This window comes from Nocardioides sp. Z30_9 (genome assembly GCF_058215735.1).
On the sequence record NZ_JBZAJF010000002.1, the window covers coordinates 627,903 to 647,389 of the forward strand.

Genomic DNA, 19,487 nt, shown 5'->3' on the forward strand with positions numbered 1-19,487 from the left:
TCGGGACCGCCCCTCCCAGCCGAGAACGTGATCAGCTACATCATCCGGCGCCTGGTCGCCGCGGCCGGTCTCGTGATCGTGATCAGCATGATCACCTTCGCGATCTTCTACCTGATGCCGCGGCTCGCCGGCGCGACCCCGGAGACCCTTGCCGCGCGGTACGTCGGCAAGGCGCCCAACACCGGCACCATCAGCGACGTGGCGAAGAGCCTCGGCTTCTACGACCCCATCCACGTGCAGTACTGGAACTGGATCAAGGGAGTCGTCGGCGGCACCACCTACAACTACGGCGCCGGCGTGGAGAACTGCCCGGCTCCGTGCCTGGGCTACTCCTTCCGCAGCAGTGAGGCCGTGCTCCCCGACATCCTGCGCCGGTTCCCGGTGACGCTGTCCCTGGCCGTCGGTGCCGCGATCATCTGGGTCGTGGTCGGCGTGGCCACCGGCGTGCTCTCCGCGCTGCGGCGCGGTTCGGTCTTCGACCGGGCCGCGATGACCGTGGCCCTGGCCGGCGTCTCGCTGCCGATCTTCTGGACCGGCCTGATCTCGCTGGCCTTCTTCAGCTACAACCTGGGCTGGACGCCGCCGGGTGCGTCGTACACCAGCCTGACCGACAACCCGCTCAAGTGGGCCCACGCACTGCTGCTGCCCTGGATCACGTTGGCGCTGCTGTTCTCGGCCCAGTACGCCCGGCTGACCCGCGCCGGCATGCTCGAGGTGATGGGCGAGGACTACATCCGCACCGCCCGGGCCAAGGGCCTCCCCGAGCGCACCGTCGTGGTCAAGCACGGGCTGCGCTCGGCCCTGACCCCGGTGCTGACGATCTTCGGCCTCGACTTCGGGCTGCTCATCGGTGGCGCGGTGCTCACCGAGACCGTGTTCGGCCTGCCCGGCCTCGGTCAGCTGGCGATCACCTCGGTGAAGAACAACGACCTCCCGCCGGTGCTGGCCGTCGTCCTGGTCACGGCGGTCTTCGTGGCACTGTGCAACCTGGTCGTCGACCTGCTGTACGCCGTGATCGACCCGAGAGTGAGGACCCGATGACCACCCTGACCCCCCAGCTCTCCGGGACGGACGGCGCCATCGACCGGCCGTACCTCGACGTGAACGACCTGCAGGTGCACTTCGCCACCGACGACGGGGTGGTCAAGTCGGTCGACGGGCTCTCCTTCAGCGTCGAGCGCGGCAAGACCCTCGGCATCGTGGGGGAGTCCGGCTCGGGCAAGTCGGTGACCAGCATGGCCGTGATGGGCCTGCACACCGCGAGCAACGCCCGCCTCTCCGGCTCGATCAAGCTCGACGGGCAGGAGCTCGTCGGCGCCGACACCGAGACGATCCGGCTGCTGCGCGGCAAGAAGATGGCGATGATCTTCCAGGACCCGCTGTCCTCGATGCACCCGCTCTACACGGTCGGCAACCAGATCATCGAGGCCTACCGGATCCACCACAAGGTCTCGAAGAAGGTGGCCCGCGCCCACGCCGTCGAGATGCTCGACCGGGTCGGCATCCCCGAGCCGCACCGGCGCGTGGACGCCTACCCGCACCAGTTCTCCGGCGGGATGCGCCAGCGGGCGATGATCGCCATGTCGCTGTCCTGCGATCCCGACCTGCTGATCGCCGACGAGCCGACCACGGCGCTCGACGTGACGGTCCAGGCGCAGATCCTGGACCTGCTGCGGGACCTCCAGAAGGAGTTCGACTCCGCCATCGTGATCATCACCCACGACCTCGGGGTGGTCGCCGAGCTCGCCGACGACATCTTGGTGATGTACGCCGGCCGCGCCGTCGAGTCCGGCACGGCCGAGCAGCTGTTCAACGAGCCGCAGCATCCCTACACCTGGGGGCTGCTCGGCTCGATGCCCCGGTTCGACAAGGCCCCGACCGAGCGGCTGATGCCGATCAAGGGCACGCCCCCGAGCCTGATCCGGGTGCCGCAGGGCTGCGCCTTCAGCCCCCGCTGCGACTACGCCGACCAGGTCGGCTCGGTCACCAGGATCGAGCGTCCCGAGCTGCTCGACGCCGGTGACGGCCATCTCGTCGCCTGCCACATGACACCCGCCGAGCGCCAGCGAGTCTGGGCTCAGGAAATCTCGCCGAGGATCTCGTGACCACTCCGACAGACCCCACCGCCCCGGACGCCCACGTCGTGCCCCGGCACGCGGCACGTACGGCCGACCGCCCCCAGGACGACCTGCTCGTCGTGGAGAACCTCGTCAAGCACTTCCCGATCAAGAGCGGCCTGCTGGGCCGGTCGAGCAGCGCGGTCCAGGCGGTCGACGGCGTCAGCTTCGCCGTACGCCGCGGGGAGACGTTCTCGATCGTCGGGGAGTCGGGCTGCGGCAAGAGCACCACGGCCCGGCTGGTCACCCGGCTGCTCGAGCCGACCTCGGGCGAGATCGCCTTCGAGGGCCGCGACATCAGCCATCTCTCCGACGGCAAGATGCGCCCGCTGCGCCGCGACATCCAGATGATCTTCCAGGACCCGTACTCCTCGCTGAACCCGCGGCACACGGTCGGCAAGATCGTCGGCGCCCCGTTCCGGCTCCAGGGGGTGGAGCCCGAGGGCGGCCGGAAGAAGGCGGTGCAGGAGCTCCTCGAGACCGTCGGGCTGAGCCCGGAGCACTACAACCGCTACCCGCACGAGTTCTCCGGGGGCCAGCGGCAGCGCATCGGCATCGCCCGCACCCTGGCGCTCAAGCCCAAGCTGATCGTGGCCGACGAGCCGGTCTCGGCCCTCGACGTCTCGATCCAGGCGCAGGTGGTGAACCTGCTCGAGGACCTCCAGGAGGAGCTGGACCTCACCTACGTGATGATCGCGCACGACCTCTCCGTGGTGCGCCACGTCTCGGACCGGGTCGCGGTGATGTACCTCGGCAAGATCGTGGAGATCGGTGACCGCGACGACCTCTACGAGCGGCCCCTGCACCCCTACACGGTGGCGATGCTGTCGGCGGTCCCCGTCCCCGACACCCGGCGCCGGCACCAGCGCGCGCGGATCCGCCTCGAGGGGGACGTGCCGAGCCCGATCAACCCACCACCGGGGTGCCGGTTCCACACCCGCTGCTGGAAGGCGCAGGACATCTGCCGCACCCAGGAGCCGCCGCTGCTGCAGATCGGTGCCGCGCCGACCAGCGAGCACCGGGTGGCCTGCCACTTCCCGGTGGACGAGCAGGAGAGCACGGCAGCGGTCGGCATCTCGGGGTGAGGATCAGGCCGCGGGCCCGTCGGGCGGGACCGTGGTCGAGTGCCGCAGCACGAGCTGGGTCGACAGCACCACCTCCGCCTCGGGTGGCTGGCGCCCGCCCATCAGGTCGACCAGGATCTGGGCGCCCCGGCGACCGAGCTCCTGGGCCGGCTGGGCCACGGTGGTGAGGTCGAAGAAGCCGGACATCTCGTGGTCGTCGATCCCCACCACCGACATGTCCTCGGGCACGCTGACCCCGTGGGTGCGCAACGCGTGGATGGCGCCGATGGCCATCTCGTCGGAGGCGGCGAAGACCGCGGTGGGCCGGTGCTTCGCCGCCAGCAGCTGGGGACAGGCCTCCAGCCCGCCCCGGGCCGAGAAGTCGCCGGTGACCTCCCAGTCGGGGTCGATCGCGAGCCCGGCCCGTGCCATCGCCGTCCGGTAGCCCTCGAGTCGTTCCCGGGGCGCGGCGAAGGCCAGTCCCTGGTGCTCGGGGTCGGGGGTGCCGCCGAGGTGGGCGATCCGCCGGTGGCCGAGGTCGATCAGGTGCTGCACCGCCGTGCTCGCAGCGAGCACGTCGTCGATGCGCGTCGAGGGCCAGCCGGGCACCGCCCCGCCGACCGCGACGGTGGGGGACCCGGACCGGGCCAGGGACGCGATCTCGCTCGGCGTCGGCCGCAGCGCCAGCACCATCACCGCGTCGACCCGCTTGCTCGACAGGTGCGTGGTGAAGAGCCGGTGACGCATCGCCGGGTCGCCGGTGATGTCGTAGAGCAGCAGGTCGTAGCCCTCGTCGCGCAGCAGCTCCTCGGCCCCGTGGATGACCGAGCCGAAGAACCAGCGCGTCACGTTCGGCACCACCAGCCCCACGGTCCGGCTCTGGCCGCCGGCAAGGCTCGCCGCGTGCGGCGAGGCGGTGTACTCCATCCGGTCCGCGGCCGCCAGGACCCGAGCCCGGGTCTCCTCGGAAACGCGGGGGAGTCCGCGCAGGGCCCGCGAGACCGTGGCGGTGGAGACGCCGGCCTCACGGGCCACGTCCTTGATGCCGGTCATCGCCCCGGCGCCGACACAGCGGCCGGTCTCCTCGGTGACCGGCCCGGGCCGGTCATCGTCCCCGCTCGGAGACGACCTTCGCGAGCCAGCGGTAGGACTGCTTCGGCGTACGGCGCAGCGACTCGCGGTCGACGTGCACGATGCCGAAGTTCTGGGTGTAGCCGTGCGACCACTCGAAGTTGTCCATCAGCGTCCACACCACATAGGAGCGTACATCGGCACCCGCCTCGCGGGCCGCGTCGATCGCTGCGAGGTGGGTGCGCAGGTAGTCCACCCGGTCCGCGTCGTCGACCGTCCCGTCGGCGAGCCGGTCGGTGTCGGGGAAGGCGGCGCCGTTCTCGGTGACGACCAGGGGCAGCTGCGTACGACGATGGGTCTCCACCAGCAGCTCGGTGAGGCCTGCCGGGTCGATCTCCCAGTCGATGGAGGTGCGGGGCTCGCGCGGCGTGAACCGGACGCCCTCGACCCCGGGGAACGCCTCGACCTCGGCGTCCCCGCCGCCGTCGACCTCTGCCGGGGCGTCCGGGTCCAGCACGTCCACCCGGGCGGGGGTGTAGTAGTTCACCCCGAGCCAGTCGGCCGAGCCGCGCACCAGGTCGAGGTCACCGGGACGGACCAGCTCGGGGTCCGCGAGCGACGGGGCGACGCGCAGCGTGCCGGCGTCGTAGGCGCCGTCGACCAGGGGGCCGAGCCAGATCCGGTTGCGGATCGCGTCCACGCCGTCGGCTCCCTCGGCGGCGGCCTCGCTGTCGGGCCAGACCGGGGTCAGGTTGAGCACGATGCCGACGGTGTCGGCTCCTGCCTCGCGCATCCGGGCGGCTGCCAGGCCGTGGCCGAGGAGGAGGTGGTGGGCGGCGCGGTGCGCCTGCGCGCCCATCGTCTTCCCCGGCGCGTGCCGCCCCGAGCCGTAGCCCAGGTAGGCCGCGCACCACGGCTCGTTGTGGGTGGCCCACACGGGCACGCGGTCGCCGAGGCGGTCGTGGACGAGCATCGCGTAGTCCGCGAACCGCTCGGCCGTCTCCCGCACCAGCCATCCGCCGCGGTCCTCGAGGGCCTGGGGCAGGTCCCAGTGGTAGAGCGTGGCCATCGGGGCGATGTCGCGGCGCAGGAGGTCGTCGACCAGCCGCTCGTAGTAGTCCAGGCCGGCCTGGTTGGCCGGTCCGGTGCCGGTCGGCTGGATCCTGGGCCAGGCGATGGAGAACCGGTAGTGGGCCACCCCCAGGCCCTCGACCAGGTCCACGTCGGGAGCCGGGTCGGGGTAGGAGGCACACGCCACGGTCCCGTCGGAGCCGTCCTGGATGGCACCGGGCACCTGGGTGTAGGTGTCCCAGATCGAGGGGCCCTTGCCGTCGGCGTCCGTGCCGCCCTCGATCTGGTACGCCGCGGTAGCGACCCCGAAGGTGAGGCGGCGGCCGTCGTCGAGTCCTGTGACCACGCAGCTCAGCCCTTGACGCTGCCGGCGAGCAGCCCGCGCAGGAAGAACCGCTGCAGGCTGAAGAAGACGATCAGCGGGACCACCAGCGACACGAAGGCCCCGGCCGAGAGCAGGTGCCAGTCGGCGCCGCGGGTGCCGGAGAGCTCGGCGAGCCGCACGGTCAGCGGCGAGACGTCGAGGTTTCCGCCGCCGAAGACCAGCGCCACCAGGAGGTCGTTCCAGACCCACAGGAACTGGAAGATGCCGAACGCGGCGATGGCAGGGACCATCAGCGGCAGCATGATCCGGGTGAAGATCCGGACGTGCCCGGCTCCGTCGACCCGGGCTGCCTCGACCAGCTCAGCGGGGATCTCGCGCATGAAGTTGTGCAGCAGGTAGATCGCGAGCGGCAGCGCGAAGATCGTGTGCGAGAGCCAGATCGTGTAGAAGCCGCCACCCGGTGCCTCGGAGCCCGCCAGCGGCGGCAGGCCGAACGGCGGGGAGACGTAGAAGCTGAGCAGGGGGATCATCGTCACCTGGATCGGCACGATCTGCAGGGCGAAGACGGCGACGAACAAGAAGTTGCGGCCCGGGAAGTTCATCCACGCGAACGCGTACGCCGCCATCGAGGCCAGGGTGATCGGGATCAGCACGCTGGGGATCGTGATCACGATCGAGTTCATGAAGAACGTCGCCAGGTCGGTGTCGCTGCCGGTGAGGACCTCGCGATAGTTGTCCAGGGTCACCGCCGGGTCGGAGAAGAACGTCCACCACCCGCTGCCCTGGACGTCGGCCTCCGGCCGGAACGAGGAGATGAACAGCCCCAGGGTCGGGATGGTCCACACCGTGGCGATCACGATCGCGGCGAGGGAGGCCCACGGGGAGCTGAGCTTCTTGTGCGCCGTGTCGGCCGCAACACTGGCCCTGCCGGTGAGGGTCAAGGGCTCGGACGTGGCAGTCATCGTGCCTCCACCTGGCGAAGCTGACGGATGTTGTAGATCACGATCGGTGCGACCAGCAGGAACAGCAGCACGGCCAGCGCGGCACCGAGTCCGCTGTTGAACGAGCGGAAGCTCTGCACGTAGAACTCGTAGGCCACCACGCTGGTGTCGAAGTTGCCGCCGGTCGTGGTGCGGACGATGTCGAAGACCTTGAGGGTGGCGATGCTGATCGTGGTCAGGACCACGATCAGGGAGGGCCGGATCATCGGCACCGTGATGTGCCGGAACATCCGCAGCCCGCTCACGCCGTCGAGGCGGGCGGCCTCGATGATGTCCTCCGGGATGGCCCGGATCGCGGCCGACAGGACGGTCATCGCGAAGCCGGCCTGGACCCAGATCATGATCACGATCAGGAACAGCGTGTTCCACGGCTCGGTGAGCAGGAACCGGTAGGTGTCGAGACCGACCAGCTTGAGCAGCTCGTTGAGCAGCCCGATCTGGGCGTTCTCCGAGGCGCGGTAGTCGTAGACGAACTTCCAGATGATCGACGCGCCCACCAGCGAGATCGCCATCGGCAGGAAGATCAGCGCCTTGGCCACCTTCTCGAAGCGGGACTTGTCCACGAGGATCGCGTAGACCAGGCCGATCAGGGTCGCCAGCACCGGCGTCACCACCACCCACACGGCGGTGTTGCGGAGCACGCCGAGCAGGTTCTTGTCGGTGAAGATGGCCTGGTAGTTCTCCAGGCCCACGAACGCGGTGGAGCCCGAGTCGCGGAACGACTCGTAGATCGTGCGCAGCCCGGGGTAGAGCAGGCCCAGGGCGATCATCAGGACCGCCGGGAGGATGAACGCCGCGGTCTGGAACCCCTCGCCGCGACGGCTCTTCACGCGGTCGGCGATCACCAGCACCGCCAGGACGACGCCGAGGAACAGCGCGATCACGATGACGAGCTGTAGGAACTTCTCAGCGGTCGACATGGGACGTCCTTCGGGATGCGGGGCCGGGCGGGCGAGGGGAACGATCGTGCGGAGCGAGCGTCAGGGCCGGGCGCGGGGATGCCGGCCCGGCCCTGACGTGTCAGCTCACTTCCAGGAGGACTCGATGTTGTCGAGGGTCTCCTTGGTGCTCTGCCCGGTGATCCAGGCAGTCATCTCCTTCCAGAAGGACCCGGCGCCGACGGCACCCGGCATCTGGTCGGATCCGTCGAAGCGGAACACTGCGTCCTTGTTCTGCAGCGTCTCGGCCGACAGCTTGTCGATCGGGCTGGCCAGGTTGGCCACGTCGAGGCCGGTGTTGGCGCTGACCCAGCCGCCCTCCGTGGTCGCCTTCGCCTTCTCGTTGGCCCACGTGTCGGAGGACAGGTAGGTCTGGAACGCCGTGACCTCGGGCCGGTCGCTGAACGCCGCGACGAACTCGCCACCGCCGAGCACGGGGGAACCGAACTCGTCGCTGGTCGGGGGCAGGTAGAACGCGAACGCGTCGCCGTTCTCCGAGACGTCGGTGCCCTTGGGCCAGTTGGCCGCGTAGAAGCTCGCCTGGCGGTGCATGGCGCACTTGCCGTCGAGGATGGGCAGGCCGCCGGCCTGGAACTCGGTGGTTGCGATCGACTTCACGTCGCCGATGCCGCCGTTGACGTACTTGTCGTTCTTCAGGATCGCGCCGACGCGGTCCAGCGACTCCGCCAGGGCGGGGTCGTTGAACTTCGTCTTGTGGTTGACCCAGTCGTCGTAGGCGTCGGGGCCGGCGTCGCGCAGGACGACGTCCTCGAGCCAGTCGGTCAGCGGCCAGCCGGTGGCGTCACCGGATCCGATGCCGGCGCACCAGGGCTTGACCCCGCTCGCGGCGATCGTGTCGCTGAGCTTCACCATCTGGTCCCAGGTGGTGGGGACGGTCCAGCCCTTCTCCTTGAACATCGTGGGGGAGTACCAGACGAACGACTTCACGTTCGCGCCCAGGGGAGCGGCGTAGAACTTGCCGTCCACGGTGCCGTAGGTCTTCCAGTCCTCGCCGAAGAACTCGTCGACGTTGGTGCTCACGGTGTCGGGCGCCTCGACGACCTTCTTGGTGTCGGTCACCAGGGTCTTGAGCAGACCGGGCTGGGGCACGTAGGCGATGTCGGGCGGGTTGCCGCTCTTGACGCGGACGACGAGCTGGGCCTCGAACTCCTTGGAACCCTCGTAGACCACCTCCGCGCCGGTGCACTCGGTGAACAGCTTGTAGGAGTCCTTGTGGGACTTGTCCTCGGGCGCGACGATCGAGGTGTAGACCTTGACCTTCTTGCCGCTGAGGTCACCGAAGCTGGTCAGGCCCTCGCACTCGGCCTTGCCCTCGCCCGGCGACTTCCCGCTGGCGGACTTGCTGTCGCCGTCGTCACTCCCGCAGGCCGCGAGGCCCAGGCCGGCAGTGAGCAGCAGCGCCAGGGACGCGGCCCCTCGACGTGCAGTGGTTGTTCGCATGCTGGTGGCTCCTTCTCGGCAGTACGCCGGTCCGTCAGCCTGTCCGCTGCCCGTGTCCCGGCCCATCTCGTCGCCTAGGTGTAAGCGTTTACGCATGGACCAGTCAACCGATTGCAGTCACGGTTGAATAACGAAACTCCGCAGGACTTGCGAGTGGACAGAATGTGATCGCCGCCACTAGGGTCACGCCACCGCTCCCATACTCGGATCGTCCGGCACGTTCCTGCCGGTGAAGGAGATTCGCATGACCACCGTGACCTTCGACCACGCCACCAGGCGCTTCCCAGGGGCCGAGCGCCCCGCCGTGAACCGCCTCGACCTCGCCATCGAGGACGGTGAGTTCCTCGTCCTCGTCGGGCCCTCGGGGTGTGGCAAGTCCACCTCGCTACGGATGCTCGCCGGGCTCGAGGACGTCAGCGAGGGACGGATCCTGATCGGGTCCGACGACGTCACCCGCAAGGACCCCAAGGACCGCGACGTGGCCATGGTGTTCCAGAACTACGCGCTCTACCCGCACATGACCGTCGGGGACAACATGGGCTTCGCGCTCAAGATCGCTGGTGAGTCCAAGTCGCGGATCCAGGAGCGCGTCCTCGAGGCCGCGCGGATGCTCGACCTCGAGGAGTTCCTCGACCGGCGGCCGAAGGCGCTCTCGGGCGGGCAGCGCCAGCGCGTGGCGATGGGCCGGGCGATCGTCCGCTCGCCGCAGGTCTTCTTGATGGACGAGCCGCTCTCGAACCTCGATGCCAAGCTCCGAGTCCAGACCCGGGGCCAGATCGCAGCGCTGCAGCGTCGGCTCGGCACCACCACCGTCTACGTCACCCACGACCAGGTCGAGGCGATGACCATGGGCGACCGGGTGGCGGTGCTGAAGGACGGCATCCTGCAGCAGGTGGGCACCCCGCGCGACCTCTACAACGACCCCGAGAACGTCTTCGTGGCCGGCTTCATCGGATCCCCGGCGATGAACCTGCTCGAGGTCGCGGTGACCGAGGACTCCGTGGTCTTCGGGTCCGCGAAGGTGCAGGTCCCCCGGGCGGCCGCCGCCGTGGCGAGCAAGGCGGGGGAGCGGGCCGTGATCGGGCTGCGACCCGAGGACATGCGACTGGTCTCGGAGGGCAGTGGCCTGCGGACCGTGGTCAACGTCGTCGAGGAGCTCGGCGCCGACGCCTACGTCCACGGCGAGGCCGAGCTGAACGGCGAGAGCTACGCCGTGATCGCCCGGGTCGACGGTCGCAACCCACCCCAGAAGGGTGCGGTGATCCACCTCGCGCCCGTCGAGGACAGGATCTACCTCTTCTCCAGCACGACCGGGGAGCGGCTGCCCACCTGAGTCCGGACAGGGGCGCTCGCCCGGTGCCGGCACGGCGCAGGGGTCGCGACTGCGGCTCGTCCATCGGACGTCTTCCCCGCCCGAAGGGCGGACTGGGTAGATTCGGTGGCGAGAACCCACGTTGAACCGACGCTCACGGGAGTCTGGATGGACGACGAAGACCGCTCCGCGCAGGTGCGCGCTGCCTTGATCAAGGCCGTGGTCCTGGTCGTGGCCATCGGTGTCGTGATCGCCCTCGGCACGACGGTCGTCGTACGTGCCCTGGGTCTGAACGAGGGCGACTCCGACCCGGTCTCGACCGAACCCTCCGGCCCCGCGAAGACGCTGCCCACCACGGCGCTCCCCGTTCCGGGTGAGGAGAAGGAGGCCGAGCCGACCAAGGAGCCGAGCGCCTCGGCCACCCCGACCGAGGACGAGGAGGCCGCCACCGGCAAGATCCAGCTCCAGGTCTCCCCGGTCGCCGCCCGGCCGAACGAGCGGATCAACCTGACCGGGACCTACAAGGGGGCCGACAACCAGGGCCTCGAGGTGCAGCGGTTCGAGGACGGCGAGTGGCGCAGCTTCGGCGTGGACGCCACCGTCCGCGTCGGCACCTACCGCACCTGGGTGAGCACGGGACGAGCCGGGGAGCAGCGGTTCCGGATGTACGACCCCGCCACCAAGCAGGCGAGCAACGTCGAGCTGGTCACGATCGGCTGAGCCCTCCCCTGACCCGGCCGGAGGTCGGGATCAGGCTCCGATGTCGTTGGGGTCGCGCCAGCCCCGCTCGAAGGGCAGCCGCCAGCCCCGCGGCGCGATCAGCTGGTGCACCCGGTTCGGTCCCCACGACCCTTGCGGGTAGGGGCGTACGACGGGCGGGTTCTCCAGCAGCGGCGTGGAGATCTCCCACAGCCGCTCGATGCCCTCCGCGGTCGTGAACAGGGTCCGGTCCCCGTGGGCGGCGTCGTAGATCAGTCGCTCGTAGGCCTCCAGCGCCGCGCCCGCCCACCCGGTCTCGTGCATCGCGAACTGCATCGACAGCTTCTGCAGCCGCATGCCGGGGCCGGGCCGCTTGCCGTAGAAGGACAGCGACATCCGGGACTGGTCGGCCAGGTCGAAGGTCAGGTGGTCCGGGCCGTTGTCGCCCACCCCCGAGCCCTGCGGGAACATCGAGCGCGGTGGCTCCCGGAAAGCGATCGAGATGATCCGGGCGCCCTCGGCCATCCGCTTGCCGGTGCGCAGGTAGAACGGCACCCCGGCCCAGCGCCAGTTGTCCACGTAGCACTTCAGGGCGATGAACGTCTCGGTCTCGGAGTCCGGTGCGACCCCGTCGAGGTCGCGGTAGCCGGCGTGCTGGCCGCGGACCACGTCGGAGGGATCGATCGGCAGCATCGAGCGGAAGACCTTGTTCTTCTCCTCGCTGATCGCGGCCGGTTCCAGCGCGGTGGGCGGCTCCATCGCGGTGAACGCCAGGACCTGGAACAGGTGGGTCACCACCATGTCGCGGTAGGCCCCGGTCGCTTCGTAGAAGTCTGCTCGCTGGGCGAGCCCGAGCTCCTCGGGCACGTCGATCTGCACGTGGTCGATGTGGTTGCGGTGCCAGATCGGCTCGAAGAGCCCGTTGGCGAAGCGGAACGCCAGGATGTTCTGCGCGGCCTCCTTGCCGAGGAAGTGGTCGATCCGGAAGATCTGCTCCTCGTCGAAGACCTCGTGCAGCTCGCTGTTCAGCTTCCGGGCCGAGGCGAGGTCGGTGCCGAACGGCTTCTCCATGATGATCCGGCTCCGGTCGACCAGGTCGGCGTCCTTGAGCAGGTGCACCACCGAGAGGGCGGCCTTCGGTGGGACGCTGAGGTAGTGCACCCGGCGGAGCTCGTCGGTGCCGAAGTGCGTCTCGGCCTCGATCACCGTCGACCGCAGCGTCTCGGCGCCCCCGGCCCCCGGGGCCCAGTGCAGCCGCTTGGAGAACTCCGCCCAGCCGGCGGGGTCGGGTCCCTCCCCGCCGAACTCCACGATCGACTCGTGGGCGAGCTCGATGAAGGAGTCCCGGTCGTGCTCGTCCAGGGAGGTGCCCACCACCTGGACCTCGGGCAGCAGCCCGGACTCGAAGAGGTGCAGCAGCCCGGGAAGCAGCTTGCGCCGGGAGAGATCGCCGGTCGCACCGAACAGGACGACGGTCGTGGGTGTCGGCATGGCTCCAAGCGTGCCCCGGCGGGCGCCGTTTGAGAACTTCCGGCGCCATTTGTTAACGCGCCGGGAACACAGCAGTGCCGAGGCGGACCCGGCCGGAAGGGCTTGCGCGGGCCGCGCACGGCCACGTGAGGAGTCCTGGAAATTCCCTCCTTGACGCGGGAACAACCCCGGGTGTCCGGCGGTTGTGACGATCGTGCAGACTTGAGTCAATCTGGCTCAAGATGTTTGACAGCCAAAAGATAAACAGACCACCATGCGACCCGGGTCCCGGACGGACCCACCAGACGCACCCATCACGGAGGTACACACACATGGCACGAGCAGTCGGTATCGACCTCGGCACGACGAACTCCGTCGTGTCCGTACTCGAAGGTGGAGAGCCCACCGTCATCGCCAACGCCGAAGGCAACCGGACGACTCCGTCGGTGGTGGCCTTCGCCAAGTCGGGTGAGGTCCTCGTCGGGGAGGTCGCCAAGCGTCAGGCGGTCACCAACGTCGACCGCACGATCCGCTCCGTCAAGCGCCACATGGGCACCGACTGGAAGGTGAAGATCGACGACAAGTCCTTCACCCCCCAGCAGATCAGCGCCTTCGTGCTCCAGAAGCTCAAGCGCGACGCCGAGGCCTACCTCGGGGAGACCGTGACCGACGCCGTGATCACCGTCCCGGCGTACTTCTCCGACTCCCAGCGCCAGGCCACCAAGGAGGCCGGCGAGATCGCCGGCCTGACCGTGAGCCGGATCGTCAACGAGCCCACCGCGGCAGCGCTCGCCTACGGGCTCGACAAGGGCGACGCTGACCAGACCATCCTCGTCTTCGACCTCGGTGGCGGCACGTTCGACGTGTCCCTGCTCGAGATCGGCGAGGGCGTCGTCGAGGTCAAGGCGACCAGCGGCGACAACCACCTCGGTGGTGACGACTGGGACAACAAGGTCGTCGAGTGGATGGTCAAGAAGTTCAAGGACAACAACGGCGTCGACCTGAGCAAGGACAAGATCGCCCTGCAGCGCCTCAACGAGGCCGCCGAGAAGGCGAAGATCGAGCTGTCCTCCTCCAGCGAGACCACGATCCACCTGCCTTACATCACCCACGGCGAGTCCGGCCCGCTGCACTTCGAGGAGAAGCTGACCCGCAGCGAGTTCCAGAAGCTCACCGCGGACCTGCTCGAGCGCACCAAGGCGCCGTTCCGCCAGGTGATCAAGGACGCCGGCCTCGACGTGAGCAAGATCGACCACGTCGTGCTGGTCGGTGGCTCCACCCGGATGCCGGCGGTCGCCGACGTCGTCCGTGAGCTCACCGGGGGCAAGGAGCCCAACAAGGGCGTCAACCCCGACGAGGTCGTGGCCATCGGTGCCGCGCTGCAGGCCGGCGTGCTCAAGGGTGAGGTCAAGGACGTGCTGCTCCTCGACGTCACCCCGCTGAGCCTGGGCATCGAGACCAAGGGCGGCGTGATGACCACCCTGATCGAGCGCAACACCACGATCCCGACCAAGCGCTCGGAGATCTTCACCACCGCTGACGACAACCAGCCCTCGGTGGAGATCAAGGTCGCGCAGGGCGAGCGCCAGATGTGGGCGGCCAACCAGCCGCTCGGCAACTTCGAGCTGACCGGCCTTCCGCCGGCCCCGCGCGGCGTGCCGAAGATCGAGGTGACCTTCGACATCGACGCCAACGGCATCGTGCACGTCTCGGCGAAGGACCAGGGCACCGGCAAGGAGCAGTCGATGACGATCTCCGGCGGCAGTGCGCTGTCCAAGGACGACATCGACCGGATGGTCCGTGACGCCGAGCAGTACGCCGAGGAGGACGCCAGGCGTCGCGAGGCCGTGGAGCTGCGCAACCAGGCCGACTCGCTGGTCTACTCGACCGAGAAGTTCCTCTCCGAGAACGACGAGAAGCTGCCCGAGGACGTGAAGACCGAGGTGCAGGGCGACGTCGACGACCTCAAGAAGCTGCTCGAGGACGAGGCCACCGAGAACGACACCTTCACCGCGGCCATCAGCAAGCTGGGTGAGTCCAGCCAGAAGATGGGCGCCGCGATCTACGCCGCCAGCGAGGCCGCAGGCGCGGCCGAGGGCGCTCCCGGTGAGCCGGGTGCCGCCTCCGAGGGCGACGAGGACGTGGTCGACGCGGAGATCGTGGACGAGGACGGGCCGGAGAGCGGGGAGTCCAAGTGACCTCGACTCCCGACGAGTTCGCCGAGGAGACCGCCGTCACCGGGGAGCCGCAGGACACTGCGGCTCCCCGCCCGGGGTCGCCGGGCGACCAGGCCGACTCTGCCGCCGCTGCCGACCCGGTCGAGCAGGCCGGCGGCACGGCACCCGACGCCGAACCGACCCAGGAGCAGCCCGCCGGCGAGGCCGACCAGCCGGTCAGCGACGAGCTGAGCCTGGCCCGGACCGCGGTGGCCGAGCTCACCCTCGACCTGCAGCGGATCCAGGCGGAGTTCCTCAACTACAAGCGCCGGGTCGAACGCGACCGGGAGCTGGTCAAGGAGAACGCCACCTACTCGGTGCTCAGCGGTCTCCTGCCGGTCCTCGACGACATCGACCGGGCCCGCGAGCACGGCGAGCTCGAGGGTGGCTTCCGGGCCGTGGCCGACTCCCTGGAGCGAGCCGTGGCCGGACTGGGCCTGACCAAGTACGGCGTCAAGGGCGACGAGTTCGACCCGCACCTGCACGAGGCGCTGATGCACGGGCACTCGCCCGACGTCACCACGACCACGGTCGACGTGGTCGCCCACGCGGGGTACCGGATCGGTGACCGCGTGGTGCGTGCGGCGAAGGTCACCGTGCTGGATCCTGAGAGCTGACGCTGCCTACCAACGACCACCGGATGCCGGAAGGAGGGGTGAGTGATGAACAACGCTGACTGGGCGAACAAGGACTTCTACAAGGTCCTCGGGGTGGCCAAGGACGCCGACCAGGCGGCCATCAAGAAGGCCTACCGCAAGCTGGCGCGCGAGAACCACCCTGACGGGCACCCGGGGGACAAGGCGGCCGAGGACCGGTTCAAGCAGGTCGCCGAGGCCTACGACGTGATCGGTGACGCCGACAAGCGCAAGCAGTACGACGAGATGCGCTCGATGTTCGCCGGTGCCGGAGGCGGTGGCGGCGCAGGCGGGTTCGGCGGCGGCTTCGGTGGCGGCGGCTTCCGGGGCCAGGGTCCCGGGGCCGGCGGGTTCGATGTCTCGGACCTGTTCGGCGACCTGTTCAACCGTGGCGGGGGCGGAGGCTTCGGCGGTCGCACGCAGACGCCTCGGCCCGCGCGCGGCGCCGACCTGGAGACCGACGCGACGGTGTCGTTCACCGACGCCATCGAGGGGTCCACGATCAGCCTGCGGCTGAGCTCGGACGCCCCGTGCCCGACGTGCAACGGCACCGGCGGCAAGCCCGGCACCCGGCCGCACATCTGCGGCACCTGTGACGGTGCCGGCGTGGTGGTCAGCTCGGTCGGGGGCGGGTTCTCGATGAACGAGACGTGCCCCGAGTGCCACGGCCGACAGCTGGTCTACGACGAGTCGTGCCCGACCTGTCACGGGTCGGGGCGCGGACTGTCCTCGCGGACGGTCTCCGCGCGGATCCCGGCCGGGGTCAAGGACGGCCAGCGGATCCGGCTCCGGGGCAAGGGCGCTGCCGGCGAGAACGGCGGCTCCAACGGCGACCTGCTCGTCACCGTGCACGTCGGCAGCCACCCGCTGTTCGGCCGCAAGGGCGACAACCTGACCCTCGACGTGCCGGTCACCTTCGACGAGGCCGCGCTCGGTGCGGAGATCAAGGTGCCCACGCTGATGGGCTCGCCGGTGACGCTGCGCGTGCAGCCGGGCACGCCCAACGGACGTGTGATGCGGGTGCGCGGACGCGGCGCGCCACGCAAGGACGGCTCGAAGGGCGACCTGCTGGTCACCATCGACGTGCAGGTGCCCCAGACGCTCGACGACGAGCAGCGCGCCGCCGTCACGGCGTACCGCCAGGCCCGCAAGGGCGCCGACCCACGTGCCCGCCTCTTCGAGGGGCGTACGTGATGCCCGGCTCCCAGGGTGGTCAGGGCCGCAGCTCACGTGGACCGGGACCCACCGTCCCGGTCTACGTGATCAGCGTGGCAGCTGAGCTGACCGGCCTGCACGCGCAGACCCTGCGGCAGTACGACCGGCTCGGCCTCGTCTCCCCGGGGCGCACCGCGGGCGGTGGCCGCCGCTACTCCCTGCGCGACATCGAGCTGCTGCGCGAGGTGGCGGAGCTGACCGCCTCGGGCATCGGCCTCGAGGGGGTACGACGCATCCTCGAGCTCGAGCAGCAGGTCGCCGCCCTGCGGGCCCGCAACAGCGAGCTGCGCGGCCAGGTGGCCGAGCTGCAGGCCGCCCTCGAGCAGACGCTGAACTCGCTGCGCGAGCGCCGCCCCAACCTGCCCGCGCTGCGCCGTCCGCAGCAGGGCTTCGACCTCGGCACCCCGCGCCGCGACTTCCGTTCCTGACCCTCGCCGGGGTGACCAGCGTCCGTGCGGCCAGGCGGAGTGACCTTCCCTGCGCACCGCTCGACCAGACCCCATGACTTCCGCAGCGCCGAGCCGTTAGTCTCAGCGACGGTCCGCCGGGGCCGCTTGAGGGCAGGGGAGCGATGGCGCTGGAGGTCGACTGGTTCTTCCAGCACGTCGACTGGCTGCACCTGGTCTCGGTCCCCGTGTTCACCGGTGTCGTCGGTTGGCTGATCAACTGGACCGGACTGATCATGCTGTTCTCGCCCGTGGCCTTCCGCGGGGTGACCGTCCCCGGCATGCGCCAGCTCTCGCGCGTGCTCCCGCGCAAGCTCCAGGAGGTCCCGGGCCTGCTCCAGGGCGGCATCGGCTGGCAGGGGATCGTGCCGGCGCGGGCCGCGAAGATGGGCAGCATCGCGGTGGACAAGGCGATCGCCAAGCTCGGTACGCCGAAGGAGTTCTACCAGCAGCTCGACCCGGACCGGATCGCCGAGCACATCGTGCAGGTCTTCGAGCCGGAGATGCCGGCGATGATCGAGGAGATCATGCGGCGGGAGTCCCCCGACCTGTGGCGCGACCTCCCCGAGCGCGGCCGGCGAGCCGTCGTCGCCCGGGTCCAGGCACAGCTGCCCCGGGTGGTGCACCGGGTCACCGACGAGATCGGCGAGCACATCGACCAGCTGCTCGACCCGAAGATCATGGTGATCAACCACTTCCAGAAGAACCCGGCGCTGGTGGTCCGGATCTTCCGCGACTTCGGCCAGCACGAGCTCAACCTGATGGTGGCCTTCGGGTTCATCTTCGGCTTCGTGCTCGGCATCCCCGTCGCCGTCGTGGACCACTGGTTCGCCCAGTGGTGGCTGCTGCCGGTGCTCGGGGTCGTGGTCGGCTGGGCGACCAACGCCCTGGGCATGTGGCTCATCTTCGAGCCGCCGGAGCCGCGCCGGATCCTGGGGATCAAGGTGCACGGACTGTTCCTGCGCCGCCAGGACCAGGCCGCCGAGGTCTACGCGCAGATCATCGCCGACAACGTGATCACCCTGGAGAACATCGGGGACTTCCTCCTCGACGGCCCGCGGGGCGACCGGACCCAGCAGATGCTGGCCGACGCGATGCGGCCGGCGATCGACAACGCGGCAGGTCCCCTGCGCGGGGCGGTCCGGGTCGCGGTCGGCAGCCGCAGCTTCGACAACATCCGTGAGGCCGTGGCGCTCGAGGCGGTCGACCGGACCATCGAGCCCTTCAAGGACCCGGAGTTCAGCAAGGCGCAGTCGGAGAAGATCTACCAGCTCATCGTCACCCGGACCAAGGGGCTGCCGCCGCGTGACTTCGTGGAGATGATGCGATCGGCGATCCGGGAGGACGAGTGGATGCTCTACGCCCACGGCGCGATCATGGGCTTCGGCGGCGGGCTCCTGCACCTGGCGATCTTCGGAGTGGGAGGAGCAACATGAGCACCGACGAGATGGAACCCGACTCGGTCCCCCGGCCCCGGGCCGTGCCCGGACCAGGAGCTGGACCGGGAGCCGGAGCCGGACCGGTGCCGGGTGCGGGCCCCGCACCGGCGCCCGGGGCCGGACGGCGGCACTCGCCGGCGCTGTGGGACGAGGCCGCCGAGGCGCTGCCGGGCGTGGCCCGGATCGCGAGCAGGGCAGCGCTGCGGTCCGCGGCGTGGGGCCTGGGGTCGGGTGTCCGGACCAGCCGCCTCTTCGTGCGCGCCCTGACCGACCCGCAGACCGCCGGTGAGCTGGTGCAGGAGGTGGCGCGGGACGTCTCCGAGGCGAGCCGCACCGTCAGTGACGTGGCGCGCGCGGTCTCCACCGGGGTGCCGATCCCCAAGGCGCTGCTGGACGCCACCGTCTCGCTCTCCTCGGTAGTGCTGGCCGATGTCACCCCGAAGGAGCCCGAGCCGGAGGAGACCCTGCGCGAGCGCGGGGAGAAGCTGCTGCGCCGCTCCCGGGACGTGTGGAGCCAGGAGGAGACCCATCCTGCCTACGCCCGGATCCTGGAGGACCTCGCGCCCGACGAGGCCCGGATCCTCCTGCTGCTGCTCCGGGGAGGTCCTCAGCCCTCGGTCGACGTCCGCACCGGCGGCCCTGTGGGCCTGGTCAGCTCGGCCCTGGTCGCGCCGGGGATGTCGATGATCGGTGCCCGCGCGGGCTGCCGCTACCTCGACGAGGTGCCCGCCTACCTGAACAACCTGTTCCGGCTCGGCCTGGTGTGGTTCTCGCGCGAGCAGCTCGAGGACCCGATGGAGTACCAGGTGCTCGAGGCCCAGCCCGACGTGCTGGAGGCGATGCACTCGGTGCGGTTCCCCAAGGTGGTACGCCGCAGCATCCACCTCACCCCCTTCGGCACCCGCTTCTGCGCGGCCTGCCTGGTTGATCCCGAGGAGACCCCCACCTTGCCGGTGCACCAGATCCCGGAGGAGTGAGCGACCCCGTCGGACACGCACCAGCGCCCA

General features: G+C 69.9%; 17 protein-coding genes. 11 read left to right on the forward strand and 6 right to left on the reverse strand.

Annotation, left to right across the window (positions count from 1 at the left end):
- Positions 1 to 27: 27 nt before the first annotated feature.
- From AC4BGB_RS13680 to AC4BGB_RS13690, 3 genes are read left to right on the forward strand one after another with little or no spacing between them, the layout of a single operon-like run.
- Positions 28 to 1,041: an ABC transporter permease gene (locus AC4BGB_RS13680; protein WP_490547431.1), complete on the forward strand. Its 1,014-nt coding sequence runs from the start codon at positions 28 to 30 to the stop codon at positions 1,039 to 1,041.
- A complete protein-coding gene (locus AC4BGB_RS13685) occupies positions 1,038 to 2,105 on the forward strand; it encodes an ABC transporter ATP-binding protein (protein ID WP_490547432.1) in 1,068 nt (355 codons plus the stop codon). Before AC4BGB_RS13680 ends, AC4BGB_RS13685 begins: the two co-directional genes overlap by 4 nt.
- Entirely contained in the window at positions 2,102 to 3,202 is a 1,101-nt protein-coding gene (locus AC4BGB_RS13690) for an ABC transporter ATP-binding protein (protein WP_490547433.1), read from the forward strand. The genes AC4BGB_RS13685 and AC4BGB_RS13690 overlap by 4 nt, the downstream gene beginning before the upstream one ends.
- Before the next feature lie 3 nt (positions 3,203 to 3,205).
- Here AC4BGB_RS13690 and AC4BGB_RS13695 read toward each other — a convergent pair whose 3' ends face one another.
- From AC4BGB_RS13695 to AC4BGB_RS13715, 5 genes are all read right to left on the reverse strand, one after another.
- Positions 3,206 to 4,234: a LacI family DNA-binding transcriptional regulator gene (locus tag AC4BGB_RS13695; RefSeq protein WP_490547434.1), complete on the reverse strand. Its 1,029-nt coding sequence runs from the start codon at positions 4,232 to 4,234 to the stop codon at positions 3,206 to 3,208.
- Positions 4,235 to 4,286: 52 nt separating this feature from the next.
- Positions 4,287 to 5,669: a GH1 family beta-glucosidase gene (locus AC4BGB_RS13700; RefSeq protein ID WP_490547435.1), complete on the reverse strand. Its 1,383-nt coding sequence runs from the start codon at positions 5,667 to 5,669 to the stop codon at positions 4,287 to 4,289.
- A gap of 5 nt (positions 5,670 to 5,674) precedes the next feature.
- The gene (locus AC4BGB_RS13705) at positions 5,675 to 6,610 is read right to left on the reverse strand and encodes a carbohydrate ABC transporter permease (protein ID WP_490547436.1); all 936 of its coding nucleotides are present in this window, start codon (positions 6,608 to 6,610) and stop codon (positions 5,675 to 5,677) included.
- Positions 6,607 to 7,569 carry a carbohydrate ABC transporter permease gene (locus AC4BGB_RS13710; RefSeq protein WP_490547437.1) on the reverse strand — a complete coding sequence of 321 codons (963 nt, stop codon included), beginning with the start codon at positions 7,567 to 7,569 and terminating at the stop codon, positions 6,607 to 6,609. The genes AC4BGB_RS13705 and AC4BGB_RS13710 overlap by 4 nt, the downstream gene beginning before the upstream one ends.
- Before the next feature lie 105 nt (positions 7,570 to 7,674).
- The gene (locus tag AC4BGB_RS13715) at positions 7,675 to 9,048 is read right to left on the reverse strand and encodes an ABC transporter substrate-binding protein (protein WP_490547438.1); all 1,374 of its coding nucleotides are present in this window, start codon (positions 9,046 to 9,048) and stop codon (positions 7,675 to 7,677) included.
- 244 nt (positions 9,049 to 9,292) lie between these two features.
- Here AC4BGB_RS13715 and AC4BGB_RS13720 point away from each other — a divergent pair, with 244 nt between their 5' ends.
- Positions 9,293 to 10,381 carry an ABC transporter ATP-binding protein gene (locus AC4BGB_RS13720; RefSeq protein ID WP_490547439.1) on the forward strand — a complete coding sequence of 363 codons (1,089 nt, stop codon included), beginning with the start codon at positions 9,293 to 9,295 and terminating at the stop codon, positions 10,379 to 10,381.
- Between the two features lie 147 nt (positions 10,382 to 10,528).
- Positions 10,529 to 11,080, forward strand: coding sequence for a hypothetical protein (locus AC4BGB_RS13725; RefSeq protein ID WP_490547440.1), 552 nt, complete (start codon positions 10,529 to 10,531; stop codon positions 11,078 to 11,080).
- Positions 11,081 to 11,110: 30 nt separating this feature from the next.
- Here the strand turns inward: AC4BGB_RS13725 and zwf are convergent, their stop codons facing one another.
- Complete coding sequence (zwf, locus tag AC4BGB_RS13730) at positions 11,111 to 12,550, reverse strand: glucose-6-phosphate dehydrogenase (RefSeq protein ID WP_490547441.1); 1,440 nt, start codon at positions 12,548 to 12,550, stop codon at positions 11,111 to 11,113.
- A gap of 311 nt (positions 12,551 to 12,861) precedes the next feature.
- Between zwf and dnaK the strand changes: the two genes are divergently transcribed.
- The 6 genes from dnaK to AC4BGB_RS13760 all read left to right on the forward strand — a co-directional run bounded on the left by dnaK (position 12,862) and on the right by AC4BGB_RS13760 (position 19,457).
- Complete coding sequence (gene dnaK, locus AC4BGB_RS13735) at positions 12,862 to 14,727, forward strand: molecular chaperone DnaK (protein WP_490547442.1); 1,866 nt, start codon at positions 12,862 to 12,864, stop codon at positions 14,725 to 14,727.
- Positions 14,724 to 15,362, forward strand: coding sequence for a nucleotide exchange factor GrpE (gene grpE, locus AC4BGB_RS13740; RefSeq protein WP_490547443.1), 639 nt, complete (start codon positions 14,724 to 14,726; stop codon positions 15,360 to 15,362). Before dnaK ends, grpE begins: the two co-directional genes overlap by 4 nt.
- Before the next feature lie 45 nt (positions 15,363 to 15,407).
- A complete protein-coding gene (gene dnaJ, locus AC4BGB_RS13745; RefSeq protein ID WP_490547444.1) occupies positions 15,408 to 16,574 on the forward strand; it encodes a molecular chaperone DnaJ in 1,167 nt (388 codons plus the stop codon).
- Entirely contained in the window at positions 16,574 to 17,023 is a 450-nt protein-coding gene (locus AC4BGB_RS13750; protein WP_490547445.1) for a heat shock protein transcriptional repressor HspR, read from the forward strand. Before dnaJ ends, AC4BGB_RS13750 begins: the two co-directional genes overlap by 1 nt.
- Positions 17,024 to 17,166: 143 nt before the next feature.
- Positions 17,167 to 18,477: a hypothetical protein gene (locus AC4BGB_RS13755; protein ID WP_490547446.1), complete on the forward strand. Its 1,311-nt coding sequence runs from the start codon at positions 17,167 to 17,169 to the stop codon at positions 18,475 to 18,477.
- Positions 18,474 to 19,457 carry an Abi-alpha family protein gene (locus tag AC4BGB_RS13760; protein ID WP_490547447.1) on the forward strand — a complete coding sequence of 328 codons (984 nt, stop codon included), beginning with the start codon at positions 18,474 to 18,476 and terminating at the stop codon, positions 19,455 to 19,457. Before AC4BGB_RS13755 ends, AC4BGB_RS13760 begins: the two co-directional genes overlap by 4 nt.
- Positions 19,458 to 19,487: the final 30 nt, after the last annotated feature.

Coding starts and splice junctions, on each gene's coding strand:
- AC4BGB_RS13685 (WP_490547432.1), top strand. CDS start 1,038: ATGACCACCCTGACCCCCCAGCTCTCCGGGACGGACGGCGCCATCGAC.
- AC4BGB_RS13715 (WP_490547438.1), bottom strand. CDS start 9,048: ATGCGAACAACCACTGCACGTCGAGGGGCCGCGTCCCTGGCGCTGCTG.
- dnaK (WP_490547442.1), top strand. CDS start 12,862: ATGGCACGAGCAGTCGGTATCGACCTCGGCACGACGAACTCCGTCGTG.
- AC4BGB_RS13695 (WP_490547434.1), bottom strand. CDS start 4,234: ATGACCGGCATCAAGGACGTGGCCCGTGAGGCCGGCGTCTCCACCGCC.
- AC4BGB_RS13760 (WP_490547447.1), top strand. CDS start 18,474: ATGAGCACCGACGAGATGGAACCCGACTCGGTCCCCCGGCCCCGGGCC.
- AC4BGB_RS13755 (WP_490547446.1), top strand. CDS start 17,167: ATGGCGCTGGAGGTCGACTGGTTCTTCCAGCACGTCGACTGGCTGCAC.
- AC4BGB_RS13725 (WP_490547440.1), top strand. CDS start 10,529: ATGGACGACGAAGACCGCTCCGCGCAGGTGCGCGCTGCCTTGATCAAG.
- AC4BGB_RS13750 (WP_490547445.1), top strand. CDS start 16,574: ATGCCCGGCTCCCAGGGTGGTCAGGGCCGCAGCTCACGTGGACCGGGA.
- AC4BGB_RS13705 (WP_490547436.1), bottom strand. CDS start 6,610: ATGACTGCCACGTCCGAGCCCTTGACCCTCACCGGCAGGGCCAGTGTT.
- AC4BGB_RS13720 (WP_490547439.1), top strand. CDS start 9,293: ATGACCACCGTGACCTTCGACCACGCCACCAGGCGCTTCCCAGGGGCC.
- AC4BGB_RS13710 (WP_490547437.1), bottom strand. CDS start 7,569: ATGTCGACCGCTGAGAAGTTCCTACAGCTCGTCATCGTGATCGCGCTG.
- dnaJ (WP_490547444.1), top strand. CDS start 15,408: ATGAACAACGCTGACTGGGCGAACAAGGACTTCTACAAGGTCCTCGGG.
- zwf (WP_490547441.1), bottom strand. CDS start 12,550: ATGCCGACACCCACGACCGTCGTCCTGTTCGGTGCGACCGGCGATCTC.